Consider the following 12,352-nt stretch of genomic DNA (forward strand, 5'->3'; position numbering starts at 1 on the left):
ATAAAAAATTATGAAGTTACAAGCTAATAATAAAACCCTTTCCTTATCACAGCCCCAAATTATGGGGATTTTAAATTTCACGCCAGATTCTTTTTCAGATAGCGGTCTGTTTTTTGACCGCGACAAAGCCTTATTTCAAGTGGAAAAAATGCTTAATGAAGGGGCGACCATTATTGATATTGGGGGAGAATCCACCCGCCCAATGGCAGAAGAAGTGAGTCTTGAACAAGAATTAGATCGCGTTGTGCCTATGGTGGAAGCAGTGAGAAAACGCTTTGATTGTTGGATTTCTGTGGATACATCGAAGGCGCAAGTGATGGCGGAAAGTGCGAAAGTCGGAATGGATTTAATTAATGATATTCGTGCATTAACTGAACCCAATGCATTGCAAACCGCCGTACAATTAGGGTTACCCACCTGCATAATGCATATGCAAGGGCAGCCTCGAACAATGCAACAAAATCCGTATTATGAAAATGTGGTGCAAGAGGTATTAAATTTTCTGGAAAATCGCACCGCACTTTGTTTAGCCGCCGGAATGAAAAAAGAAAACATTATTTGGGATCTGGGCTTTGGGTTTGGGAAAACCGTACAACATAATTATCAATTGTTGCAACAGTTAGCGAAATTTACCCAAGATTATCCTGTCTTAGCCGGCGTTTCGCGTAAATCAATGATTGGAGCGGTATTAGAGAAGCCAGTTGATGAGCGTATTGTGGGCAGCGTTGCCGCCGCCTTAATTGCCGTCATAAATGGGGCAAAAATTATGCGTGTCCACGATGTTGCACCCACTTCAGAGGCATTAAAAATTTGGCAAGCAACGCAAATGGCATAATCATAATAATGTACAATTAATGTACTAATTTTTAACTATAAAAAATAAAAAGGAATACAAATGGCAGAACGCAAATATTTTGGTACTGATGGCGTGCGTGGAAAAGTTGGGACTTCACCGATTACCCCTGATTTTGTCCTTAAACTTGGTTGGGCAGCAGGAAAAGTGCTAGCAACGCAGGGTTACGGTACCGTATTAATTGGGAAAGACACCCGCATTTCAGGCTATATGTTGGAATCCGCTCTTGAAGCAGGTTTGGCGGCAGCAGGGCTTTCCGCCGCTTTTACCGGTCCAATGCCAACCCCAGCCATTGCTTATTTAACGCGCACTTTCCGAGCTGAAGCGGGTATCGTGATTTCAGCTTCTCATAATCCTTATTATGATAACGGGATCAAATTTTTCTCTACTCAAGGCACAAAATTACCTGATGACGTGGAAGAAGCGATTGAGGCAATGCTAGAACAGCCAATGGATTGCGTTGAATCGGCTCAACTTGGGCGCGCAAGCCGTATTAATGACGCAGCAGGGCGTTACATTGAATTTTGTAAAAGCACCTTTCCTGCGCATTTAAGCCTAGAAAATTACAAAATTGTGGTGGACTGTGCCAATGGCGCAACTTACCACATTGCGCCTAATGTAATGCGTGAATTGGGGGCGGAGGTGATCGAAATGGGGACGCAACCAAATGGAATGAACATCAATGAAAAATGTGGTGCGACCGATATTAAAGCCTTGCAGGACAAAGTGTTAGAAACCAAAGCCGATATTGGTTTAGCCTATGATGGTGATGGCGACCGCTTAATCTTAGTGGATCACCTTGGTAATAAAGTAGACGGCGACCAAGCCCTATTTATTATTGCACGCGAAGCCTTACGCGCGGGCAAATTAAAAGGCGGTGTGGTAGGAACATTAATGAGTAATATGCGCCTTGAACTCGCCTTAAAAGAATTAGCGATCCCATTTGTGCGCGCTAATGTGGGCGACCGTTATGTGTTAGAAAAAATGCAAGAAAATGGCTGGTTACTTGGCGGTGAAAACTCAGGTCATATCATTATTGCAGATAAAAATACCACGGGAGATGGCATAATCGCCTCACTGGCGGTATTAGCCGCCATGGTAGAACATCGTTTATCACTCAATGAATTGGCAAGTGCGGTGCAATTATTCCCACAAGTATTAATTAATGTGCGTTTCTCAGGTGGCAGTAATCCATTAGAAAGCGAACAAGTGAAAGCCGTTGCCGCTGAAGTGGAAAAACGCTTAGCAGGTAAGGGACGTATTTTATTAAGAAAATCAGGCACAGAGCCATTAATTCGTGTAATGGTTGAATGTGAGGATGGCACACTTGCGCAACAATGTGCTGAAGAAATTGCAGAAGCGGTGCGCGCCAATTAATAGTGCGGTGTAAAAGAAGCGAGTTTTTCGCTTCTTTTCTTCTAATTAAATAGAGTAGTAGTATGAAAATTTTTGTAATGCGACACGGTGAGGCGCAGACCATCGCCCCTTCAGATAGTGCAAGACCTCTCACAGAAAAGGGTAAACAGCAAGCATATCAACAAGGGCAATGGCTACATTCTATGAATATTCAGTTGGATAAAGTCCTTGTTAGCCCTTATTTGCGTGCGCAACAAACCTTTGAGCAAGTGAATTTGGCGTATCAAAATCAGCTGCAAACTAAGTGCGAAACGTGGGAGGGGATCACACCCTATGGGGATGCAGGCTTAGTGCGAGATTATTTGAATGTGCTGTTGGAAGACGGTGTGAAAACCTTGCTGATTATTTCTCATTTACCTTTGGTGGGGGATATCGTACGTGAATTGTGCGGCAGAAATCCTGCCAATTTTTACCCAGCCACGCTTGTTGAAGTGGACATCCATTGTGAAGACACAATAGGAAAAGTGGAAAGCATCAATTATCCTAGATAGCCTATTGCGTAAGAAAAAGTGCGGTAAAAAATACCGCACTTTTTGTTTTTATTCCTTTTCTTACGGCGTGTAATAGGTTGCCCCTGCCTATAACGAATAATCCTGATTACGTAAGCTAATTTGATAGATCAAAATGGCATAAGATATGCCAAAAACGTCATTGAGCTACACAGATTATCTTATATATTATACTAATGATGATATAAATTAAGGAGTTACAATAATGTGGAGCTATCTTGCACTCAATTTAGCAATTTTTATCGGCTTGTTGATCGGCATAAAATGGTATTTTAATCAAAATCATACCTTATCACGTAGCGTGTTTTTAGGGTTAGTATTAGGGGGATTATTTGGCGGCGCATTGCATTTATTTTATGACGGTAATGTGCCAGTGATGAAAGAAACCCTGAATTGGATTGGCATTGTGGGCAGCGGTTATGTGCGATTATTGCAAATGATCGTAATGCCACTGGTCTTTGTTTCCATTCTCTCTGCGGTTGCACGTTTACAAGGAGCAAGCTCTTTAGGCAAGATTAGTGTCAGTGTTCTTTCTGTATTACTGTTCACCACCGCAATTGCAGCAGTGATAGGGATTACTATGGCAAATTTATTTGATCTCTCAGCCGAAGGGTTGGTGGCAGGTGAGCGTGAGCTTGCTGCACAAGATCGCGTTCTAGGACGCGCAGAAAAGGTGGCAGGTTTAAATGTGCCGACAATGTTGCTTTCTTTTATTCCGAAAAATCCTTTTGCAGAACTTACTGGGGCCAACCCAACTTCAATTATCAGTGTGGTGATTTTTGCCGCATTTCTAGGCGTGGCGATTCTGCGTATTCGTCGAGAGGATGAGGAATTAGCGGCACGATTATCACAAGGTGTTGAAAGTTTAAATAAATTAGTGATGAGCCTTGTTCGTGTGGTGATTCGCCTTACCCCTTATGGCGTTTTGGCCTTGATGACAAAAGTGGTTGCCAACTCAAATCTTGCTGATATTCTTAACTTGCTTGGCTTTATTGTTGCATCTTATTTGGCGATTTTCTTAATGTTCGTGGTACACGGTATTTTACTTGCTTTGGTGAAAGTAAATCCAGTTCGTTACTATCAACAGGCTTTCCCAACGTTACTTTTTGCTTTCACTTCCCGTTCCAGTGCTGCAACAATTCCAATGAATATTGAAACCCAAGTATCAAAATTGAATGTGCCGTCAGCCATTGCGAATTTTGCCGCATCTTTTGGTGCAACAATCGGGCAAAACGGCTGTGCCGGCATTTACCCGGCAATGCTCGCCGTAATGGTTGCGCCAACCGTGGGGATTGATCCAATGTCGTTAGAATTTTTGCTTACCCTTGTATTAGTGGTAACCCTTTCTTCATTCGGTATTGCTGGCGTTGGTGGAGGCGCAACGTTTGCAGCAATTATCGTGCTTTCTACGATGGGCTTACCCTTAGCATTAGTTGGTTTACTCATTTCCATTGAACCTCTCATTGATATGGGGCGTACCGCGTTAAACGTAAACGGGGCAATGACCGCGGGCGTGGTTTCAAGCAGAATTTTGCGTAAAGCTTAATTTTATAAAAAGAAAAGAGAAGTGCGGTGCTTTTTTAGAATTTTTTCTCTCCTATCAAAAAGGCTAACTTGAGTTAGCCTTTCTTTTTTATCTTTTTTATGCGTCTTTTTCTTCTTTATGCTCAGGCTTTAACCCTACATAGCCTCTGGCTTGTAAGGTGGCTTCTTTAGATTTACGAACCATTGTTTCAATGGTTGTGCCTTGGACGAGAATGGAGAACATTACCACTGCATAGGTCATCACTAAGAGCAAATCGCGCACGTTCATACCAATTTTAGGGATATATAGGCTACCTACGGGAAGAGAAAGTGCCATTGCCAGTGAAAGCCCACCGCGTAAACCGCCCCAAGTGAGAATGCGTAAGGTATATGGATTGTATGTGGTTTTCATACTGAGAAATTTAAAGGGCGTCCATACACTAATATAACGACACAACAAACACAATGGAATAGCAATCAAGCTAAGGATAATGCCTTGATAGGTGAAATTTACTAATAACATTGCCGCGCCAATTAACAGGAATAAAAGGGAGTTGAGGAAATGATCGATCATTTCCCAAAAATGATCTAAATAGTGCTGACTTTGTTTGGAAAATCCTGTGTGTCTTGTCCAGTTACCGATAATGATGCCCGACACCACCATTGCTAATGCGCCGGAAACTTCAAGTAAATCGGCAATCATAAAACCCGCCGTAGGAATGGTAAGCGTAAGGAGAATTTCTAAACTACCATCATCAGTAGCAGAAATAAGAAAGTGTGCGATTAATCCAAGGACTAAGCCAAATAATAATCCGCCGCCTGCTTCCATAAAAAAGAGTTCGCTGACATCGGCGATTGTCGGCTGTTTGCCCCCAAATGCGACGGCAAAAATAGTGGTAAAAATCACTAAGCCGACCCCGTCATTAAATAAGGATTCTCCCTCTACTTTCATCGAAAGTTTTTTTGGTGCTTTGAGATTTTTGATAATCGCCAATACGGCAATAGGGTCAGTCGGAGAAATTAATGCACCAAACAACATACAATAGATAAAATCCACTTCCCAGCCAAGGACGTAAGTTAAAAGATGAAAACTTGAACCGATAAGGAATGTGGAGGCGAAAGTAGAAAATAAGGCGAGAATGGTGATTTCACATTTTTGGCTTTTCATTACGGGGAGTTTTATGCCTAGCGCCCCGGCAAAGAGAAGAAAACCTAAAATCCCGTTGAGCAGAAAGCTTTTAAAATCAATTTGTTCCATCACGCCCTTGGCAAGTGAATCAATGTGCAATAAATTGAAATGCCCCATTATTAACAAAACCAGAGAAGCAACCATTGAGGTGGCAGTGATGGCAATGGTATATTGAATTTTGTCATTAATTTTTTGCGTAATAAAACCAATCAAAATAGAAATGGCAGAGAGAAAGCAAATGTAGGTATAAACGTTCATTGAAGAGCCTTAATCAAAATAATAAAGAATTTTGCTAAGAAAAGTGGCTCATTTTGCTCCACTTGATAAAGGAAAGGGATGGAGAATAAGCCAAATTAATTGGCGTAGTATAAGTAAACTGCTATTATTTAGAAAGCACAAATTTTCAAAATACATCAAAATGAGTAAACTAAAATCCTTTTTTATTGCCCTATTAGGGATGATTTTGCTTGGTTTGGGCTATTTGTGGTATAGCCTAGAAATTTATCCTGTTCCGCAAATTCAATTTCATACCAAAAGCCCATTGGCTTATCAGCATAAAGTACTGGATAGCGCAGTGACCTGTTTTTATACCGAACAATCTGTTAAACCTATTGCGCAGCAGAACTTTCGTCTGTTAGTGTGGAATATGCACAAAGGGCAAGATAAAGGTTGGCAAAACGCACTTTCGCGCTTTGCGAAATCATCCGATTTCCTTTTTTTGCAAGAGGTATCTAGCGAGCAACATTTAGCACAGCAATTTTCTCAGCAATTTCCTACCGCACTTTATGCCAGTAGCTTTGCTTACTTGGGGAAGCAATCTGGGGTAATGCTGATGAGCCATTTTCAGCCACAATCTTTCTGTGCGGGTTCCTCTGTCGAGCCTTGGATTCGTATTCCTAAAGTGGGGAATGCGATGAGGTTTCCGTTGGCGAATGGGCAATCTTTATTAACGATTAATTTACATTTGGTCAATTTTGAGCTTAACCCAGTTCGCTATCAACAGCAGTTAGAAGCAATGTTTAAACTGATTAAATCGCATCAAGGGCCAATTATTCTGGCAGGGGATTTCAATACGTGGAATAGGGGGCGGATAAATTTAATCAAAAAACTCACCGCACTTTATGGTTTAGTTCCTGTCTCATTTCAGCCAGATGACAGACTACGTTTTTTAGCGAATCCGCTCGATTGGGTATTTGTACGCGGTTTTAATGTGAAGTCTGCACGCACGATGCAAACCACCAGCTCCGATCATAATCCGTTACTGGTGGAATTAACCTTGCTTAAACCGCAGCCGTAATGACGATTTCCACTTTCCACTCAGGCAGTGCGAGTTTTGCTTCTACGGTTGCACGGCTCGGTGGATTATGACGATCCACCCACTCATCCCAAGCTCGGTTCATTTCCGTATAATCTTGCATATCAGCCAAGAAAATCTGTGCATTTAAGATGTTACTTTTATTTGAACCTGCTTCCGCCAGCAATTTATCAATCAAACCTAGCACTTCTTTGGTTTGCTCATAGGCATTACCTTGAGTATTTTCTGGCACTTGCCCCGCCAAATAAGCTACGCCATTGTAAATGCACATTTCAGCAAGGCGTTGATTGGTGTGAAAACGTTGGATAGTTGTCATCGTTTTTTTCCTTTCTATGAAATAAAAATAATTCGCAAAGATTATAGCGATTGTGCGTAAAAATAGCTAAAATTCTTGGTAATTTTTCACCGCACTTAGAAAATTTATTATGAAATTGCTTATTTCCAATCAACACGGTGCTATCGTGATGGCATTAATGCCGTTTTTATACGGAATGTTGCTCTCCACGCCGATAACACTCCATTTATTTCTTTTGCTAGCGTGGTTCTCTCTTTATTTGATGACCTATCCTTTTTTAAATTTATTTAAAGGCAGAAATCTTGAATTTTATCGTAAATGGACGCTAATTTACGCGACAGCTAGCTTACTTTTTGCCTTACCTGCCTTGTTGCATAACTGGCATATATTCTATTTTTTACTCGCAATGTTACCTTTTGTGGCAGTGAATATTTATTATGTAAAACAAAAAAATGAGCGAGCATTACTTAATGATTTTGCAGGGATTATTATTTTTGCGATCGCTGGAATGGCCGCTTATTATTTCGCTAACTCGCAATTCGATCATAAAATCTACTGGGTAGCGCTATATCCAAGCCTATTTTTTGTGGGCGTAACCCTTTATGTTAAATCTGTAATGCGTGAACGCAAAAATCCTCGATATTTACAAATTTCCATTCTTTTTCATTTGTTTTGTATATTAGGTTTTGTCTTATGTCAGCAATATGGGTTAGCACTCGCCTTTTTTCCACCATTTCTCCGCGCCTTAATCCTTCCTAAATATAAACTTTCAGTAAAGCAAGTAGGAATGGTTGAAATGGGTGTGTCATTATTGTTTTTTGTGATGTTGGTATGGATAAGCTTGTGAGGGTAAAAGCTTGACAATAGGGAGAAATTCCTATCATTCTAGTCAAAATATTTCTTTTAGGGCTAATTATAGGGGATAAATATGAGTAAAATAAATTTAATGAAAGGCTGGGGGGCTTTTAATGGATACCTTAGTAATAATTCACTTTTGTGAGAGTTATGGCTTCTGAATACAAACAGGAACCATAATTTTATCTATTCTTGTAACAGGTTATTATGCAAGAAAAGCCATTCTTTCTAATGGGCGATCCGCGAAAGAGACGTTGAATCATAATCAAGAAATGCAAAGGCAAAGAGCAACAATTGAGCTGTTATTACAAGAAAATCAAGATAAAGAATTGACGAATGCGATGTTGATTATTGCTAAATTACCAAAAAATGCGTCATTTTTAGATTATCTTGATGTGAGTGAAGAAGAACAAAATGAAAATAAAAAAGTGATAAAAAATGCAATCCGAACCTTGTTAAATCGTTATGAGTTTATTGCATTAGGGATTAAGTATGGTGCGTTTGAAGAACGAATTTACAAAGAATTACAATATTCTAATGTAATGAATGTTTGGATAAATGCAAAGCCGCTAATAATGGAATTACGTAGGAGAAAAAATAAAAATACCTATTTTCAAGAATTTGAACAACTGGCAGATAAATGGGGAAAAGAACCTTTAAAATCCCATAAAAATACATGAACAAGGGCTATTGAGATATAGCCCTTAATTTTTATATGACGTTTACCCCAACACCGCACCACTTAAATCAATAAATATTCCTGCAATTGTTGCGCTCATTAAATTGGCGAGTGTGCCTGCAATTACCGCTTTTAAGCCGAGGCGTGCAATATCTGAGCGGCGGGTTGGTGCCATACTGCCAATGCCACCAATTAGCACGGCAATTGCGCTGAAGTTAGCAAAACCACATAAGGCAAAGGTGATAATAGCTTTGGTTTTATCACTAAGCTGAACGACAGCATCAGGTTGTAGATATTGGGCAAATTCTAAATAACCAACAAATTCATTGACAGCTAATTTCATTCCGATCATTTGCCCGGCGATTTCAGCATCTTGCCAAGGTACACCAATAATAAAAGCAATAGGTTGGAATAAATAACCGAGTAGGCTTTGTAAGGTCAGATCGCCATAGCCAAACCAGCCACCGATACCGCCGATTAAGCCATTTAATAATGCAATGGAGGCAATAAAAGCAATCAACATTCCCCCTACATTAATAGCAAGCGTTACCCCTGATGCAGCACCATTTGCAAGGGCTTCCACAATATTATTGGGTTTGTCTGTTTTGACGTTTTCTTCTAATCTATCGCTGAATTTTTCTGTTTGTGGATACATCAATTTAGCAAACAATAATCCAGCAGGCGCAGCCATAAATGAGGCGGCGATTAAATAGGTAAGTGGTACGCCCATTCCTGCATAGCCGGCTAATACCGAACCTGCGATGGAAGCCGTTCCGCCTACCATCACAGTAAAGAGTTCGGATTCAGTCATTCGACTAATAAATGGTTTCACAACCAGTGGGGCTTCCGTTTGTCCAACAAAAATATTGGCTGCCGCAGACATTGATTCTGCTTTGGAGGTGCCGAGTGCTTTTTGCAAGCCACCGCCAATAATTTGGATCACCCATTGCATCACACCGATGTAATACAATACAGAAATTAATGCAGAGAAGAAAACAATAATCGGTAGCACTTTGAAGGCGAAAATAAAGCCGATATTGCTTGGATCAGCAAGGTTACCAAAAAGGAATGCAATCCCTTCATTACCGTAATTAATGACTTTGCTTACGCCTTCAGCGGTGCTAAGTAGAGCATTTCTTCCAGCGGGAACATATAAAATGAGTGCGGCAAAGCCGATTTGTATGGCTAATGCACCGAAAATAGTGCGAAAATTAATGGCTTTGCGATTGTTGGAAAACAGCAATCCAATGCCAAGCAGGACGAAAATCCCGACAATACTGATAATGAGATCCATAGTTACGCTCCTTGATGAATGAATTTAGATAATCGTAGTCATTTTTTGTATGCCGCATTGTTTGGCAAATTCTGCCAGTGCCTCGGTTTCTTCTATCGTAGGAATAAAAGGGGTTAAACCAGCCTCGTCTCTTGCGCCTTTGCTATGCACGCGAATGATTTTGAATAATACATCGGGATAATCTCGCAATAGCTGTGCCGCTTTTTCCACTAAGCGATAGGCATCAAAAAAATCTTTGATAAAAACCAACCGCACTTCTTCAATTTTTGAGTGCGGTAATAATTTGGCAAGATTTTGCCAATTTCGGGTGAGATTTTCTGTTTTGATATGTTGCGTTGTGGGGATAATTTGATTTGGCACCTTGCCTTGCTGATTTCGCCGTTCAAAGCAGAGTGTTTGCAATCCTAAGCCATCACCTTTTAGGTCAAAGAGAAATTTATCCGTTACGGCAATTAAGGCTTGGGTGCTGTCATAATCAAAGAAGCCACTACTATCAAGATAACAGGTTAGACCTTGTTGGCGTAAAGCCTGAAATAAGGGAATCAATTTTTTATGATGAATGGTGGGTTCCCCGCCAGAAACGGTAACCCCGCGAATAAAAGGCACTGCATTCATTACTTGATCATACAAATATTGCAAGCTAACTAATTTCGCTTCACTGTTCTTTCTTGGAATTGTTTCAGGGTTGTGACAATAAAGGCAATTTAATTTACACCCTTGTAAAAAAATACTGGTGCGATTACCTTGTCCCTCTACATTGGAAAAGGGAATGATCCGATGTAGAGGCACATAGATAGTTGATAGGGTAGTACGTGTAACCATTATGAATTCGATGTTACGTTTTCTTCATCACGTAATTGGCGATCAAAGACATTCGCACAATCGTCTGTTCCTGCACCATACCAAGTGGTGTCACGTAATACCGCTTCTCCTTTGCGATAGCGTTCAACCTCGCTTTTCTTCACTAAGTAGCCCGTTACGCGAATGAGATCGGTATTTTTCAGATAAGTCGTAATATAACGATAGCCTAGTGCAAATGCTCCCTCGATGATATCGACAACCGCATCTAAATGATCGGTATAGGTTTGATCGAATGCAAAAAGATCACCTGTTCCCGATGGGAAATATTTATGGAATGGGGCTGATTGTTTTAAATGCGCAAGCAAAGTAGGTTCTTCACCCACGCGAATACGGTGTGCAGGGGTATTCATTTTATCTTCTTCGTGGTTGCTTGCCCCGACTTGTGCGTGTAGTAAATAATGCTGATGAGTACGTTCCACATAAAGCCCTTTATGAGCATTATTCACTGCTTGTAATTTATCCATAATTAATGTGGCAATTTCATCACCACGTTGGCTTTGCCCAAAGGTTTCATTGATACCTTCTTGTTGTAAAAGATGGTTCACCGCATCGGCTAGTCCAACAATCGCAATCATACTCGTGAAGTTTTCACGTTTGATAAATTCTTCTTGTGCCAAGAAGCTGCTTTCAAAGAAATTGCTTTCTTCGATCAAGAATTTATGCCGTTTATCCATTGTGGAAAGGGCGAGTTTTGCTACTTTCGGTAACAATTCGTTCACCATTTCATCTACACTTGAACAAGCACGCCCGATCGTGCCTAATCTCAAGCGAGTGAGTGTATAAGCGCCACCACATTCAGGCAGAGCATTATAACAACTTGCGATACCATATTGTTCACCCAGATCTTCAATGTAGTAAGCGTCATTGGCAAAAGATGGTTTTGAGACTAATAAACAGGCTTTCGCTGCAAGTTCTGCAAATTCACGAGAGGTTTTTTGTTTGTCATAGCGAATCGTCATATTTGGCGTGGTGTTTTCTAACTCAATGACAGCCTGTAAAATTAAACGCCCCGCTTTAGTATCATAAGGACCAATATTGGCATGACAGAATGAATCCGCAATGGTTTTATCAATATGGTTTAAGAAACGTTTAATTTTAATATAATCTTGTTTTTCATCAGTAATGAATGGTTCGAGCAAGGCATCTAAACGGCCAATATAAACAGGGTAAGTGGTAATAGAAGGAACGTGGGAATAGAGAATAAGCAATCCATCTAGCACTTCATCAAGATCTTTGGGTGGGGGTAAGTCAAGGAATTTACAGCCTTTTTGAATATACACATTATAATCAGGCAAAATATAACGTGGACGATAAATAGCATAACCCTCACATAAATCACAAATCATATGATTTTGAATGTATTCCCATTCTTCTTCGGTGTAACCTAATAAATCAATGGGGTTAAATAATCGCTCAGCAATATTGCCTAAGCTCATTAATTTTTGATGATAAGTGAGGTTTTTCGCTTTAACCACATCGAGAATATCTTGTAGTGAGGCTTGCATGGGTTGCTCCTTGTATAAAATTTATGCCGAGTTGGCAATCATTCTACCTAAGGAAAG

The 12,352-nt window shown here is 40.3% G+C and carries 12 protein-coding genes; 7 read left to right on the top strand and 5 right to left on the bottom strand.

Going from position 1 to position 12,352, the window contains the following annotated elements; all coding sequences use genetic code 11:
* Positions 1-10 precede the first annotated feature (10 nt).
* From folP to L4F93_RS10045, 4 genes are all read left to right on the top strand, one after another.
* On the top strand, positions 11-835 hold the full coding sequence (gene folP / locus L4F93_RS10030) for a dihydropteroate synthase (RefSeq protein WP_250350109.1): 825 nt from the start codon (positions 11-13) through the stop codon (positions 833-835).
* A 60-nt stretch (positions 836-895) separates the two neighbouring features.
* A complete protein-coding gene (glmM, locus tag L4F93_RS10035; RefSeq protein ID WP_250350110.1) occupies positions 896-2,230 on the top strand; it encodes a phosphoglucosamine mutase in 1,335 nt (444 codons plus the stop codon).
* Positions 2,231-2,292: 62 nt separating this feature from the next.
* Positions 2,293-2,760 carry a phosphohistidine phosphatase SixA gene (gene sixA / locus L4F93_RS10040; protein WP_250350111.1) on the top strand — a complete coding sequence of 156 codons (468 nt, stop codon included), beginning with the start codon at positions 2,293-2,295 and terminating at the stop codon, positions 2,758-2,760.
* A gap of 223 nt (positions 2,761-2,983) precedes the next feature.
* Positions 2,984-4,324, top strand: coding sequence for an L-cystine transporter (locus tag L4F93_RS10045; protein WP_250350112.1), 1,341 nt, complete (start codon positions 2,984-2,986; stop codon positions 4,322-4,324).
* Between the two features lie 96 nt (positions 4,325-4,420).
* Here the strand turns inward: L4F93_RS10045 and L4F93_RS10050 are convergent, their stop codons facing one another.
* Positions 4,421-5,749 carry a cation:proton antiporter gene (locus L4F93_RS10050; protein ID WP_250350113.1) on the bottom strand — a complete coding sequence of 443 codons (1,329 nt, stop codon included), beginning with the start codon at positions 5,747-5,749 and terminating at the stop codon, positions 4,421-4,423.
* Between the two features lie 160 nt (positions 5,750-5,909).
* On the opposite strand from L4F93_RS10050, the gene L4F93_RS10055 reads away from it, so the two are divergent.
* Positions 5,910-6,788, top strand: coding sequence for an endonuclease/exonuclease/phosphatase family protein (locus tag L4F93_RS10055; protein WP_250350114.1), 879 nt, complete (start codon positions 5,910-5,912; stop codon positions 6,786-6,788).
* On the opposite strand, the gene L4F93_RS10060 is transcribed toward L4F93_RS10055, so the two are convergent.
* A complete protein-coding gene (locus tag L4F93_RS10060; protein ID WP_250350115.1) occupies positions 6,772-7,122 on the bottom strand; it encodes a RidA family protein in 351 nt (116 codons plus the stop codon). The genes L4F93_RS10055 and L4F93_RS10060 overlap by 17 nt on opposite strands.
* 109 nt (positions 7,123-7,231) lie before the next feature.
* On the opposite strand from L4F93_RS10060, the gene L4F93_RS10065 reads away from it, so the two are divergent.
* The gene (locus tag L4F93_RS10065; RefSeq protein ID WP_250350116.1) at positions 7,232-7,948 is read left to right on the top strand and encodes a YwiC-like family protein; all 717 of its coding nucleotides are present in this window, start codon (positions 7,232-7,234) and stop codon (positions 7,946-7,948) included.
* Positions 7,949-8,177: 229 nt separating this feature from the next.
* Entirely contained in the window at positions 8,178-8,636 is a 459-nt protein-coding gene (locus L4F93_RS10070; protein WP_442780717.1) for a DUF4760 domain-containing protein, read from the top strand.
* Positions 8,637-8,678: 42 nt separating this feature from the next.
* Here the strand turns inward: L4F93_RS10070 and L4F93_RS10075 are convergent, their stop codons facing one another.
* The 3 genes from L4F93_RS10075 to L4F93_RS10085 are packed head-to-tail and all read right to left on the bottom strand — an operon-like array spanning position 8,679 to position 12,295.
* A complete protein-coding gene (locus L4F93_RS10075) occupies positions 8,679-9,929 on the bottom strand; it encodes a NupC/NupG family nucleoside CNT transporter (RefSeq protein ID WP_250350118.1) in 1,251 nt (416 codons plus the stop codon).
* 24 nt (positions 9,930-9,953) lie between these two features.
* Entirely contained in the window at positions 9,954-10,751 is a 798-nt protein-coding gene (locus L4F93_RS10080; RefSeq protein WP_250350119.1) for a 4Fe-4S cluster-binding domain-containing protein, read from the bottom strand.
* Positions 10,751-12,295, bottom strand: coding sequence for a YjjI family glycine radical enzyme (locus L4F93_RS10085; protein ID WP_250350120.1), 1,545 nt, complete (start codon positions 12,293-12,295; stop codon positions 10,751-10,753). The genes L4F93_RS10080 and L4F93_RS10085 overlap by 1 nt, the downstream gene beginning before the upstream one ends.
* Positions 12,296-12,352: the final 57 nt, after the last annotated feature.

The organism is Avibacterium sp. 20-132 (assembly GCF_023611925.1).
GTDB lineage: Bacteria > Pseudomonadota > Gammaproteobacteria > Enterobacterales > Pasteurellaceae > Avibacterium.

Bases quoted from the DNA above. Each gene is read 5' to 3' on its own strand.
- folP (WP_250350109.1), top strand. From the start codon at position 11: ATGAAGTTACAAGCTAATAATAAAACCCTTTCCTTATCACAGCCCCAA.
- glmM (WP_250350110.1), top strand. From the start codon at position 896: ATGGCAGAACGCAAATATTTTGGTACTGATGGCGTGCGTGGAAAAGTT.
- sixA (WP_250350111.1), top strand. From the start codon at position 2,293: ATGAAAATTTTTGTAATGCGACACGGTGAGGCGCAGACCATCGCCCCT.
- L4F93_RS10045 (WP_250350112.1), top strand. From the start codon at position 2,984: ATGTGGAGCTATCTTGCACTCAATTTAGCAATTTTTATCGGCTTGTTG.
- L4F93_RS10050 (WP_250350113.1), bottom strand. From the start codon at position 5,749: ATGAACGTTTATACCTACATTTGCTTTCTCTCTGCCATTTCTATTTTG.
- L4F93_RS10055 (WP_250350114.1), top strand. From the start codon at position 5,910: ATGAGTAAACTAAAATCCTTTTTTATTGCCCTATTAGGGATGATTTTG.
- L4F93_RS10060 (WP_250350115.1), bottom strand. From the start codon at position 7,122: ATGACAACTATCCAACGTTTTCACACCAATCAACGCCTTGCTGAAATG.
- L4F93_RS10065 (WP_250350116.1), top strand. From the start codon at position 7,232: ATGAAATTGCTTATTTCCAATCAACACGGTGCTATCGTGATGGCATTA.
- L4F93_RS10075 (WP_250350118.1), bottom strand. From the start codon at position 9,929: ATGGATCTCATTATCAGTATTGTCGGGATTTTCGTCCTGCTTGGCATT.
- L4F93_RS10080 (WP_250350119.1), bottom strand. From the start codon at position 10,751: ATGGTTACACGTACTACCCTATCAACTATCTATGTGCCTCTACATCGG.
- L4F93_RS10085 (WP_250350120.1), bottom strand. From the start codon at position 12,295: ATGCAAGCCTCACTACAAGATATTCTCGATGTGGTTAAAGCGAAAAAC.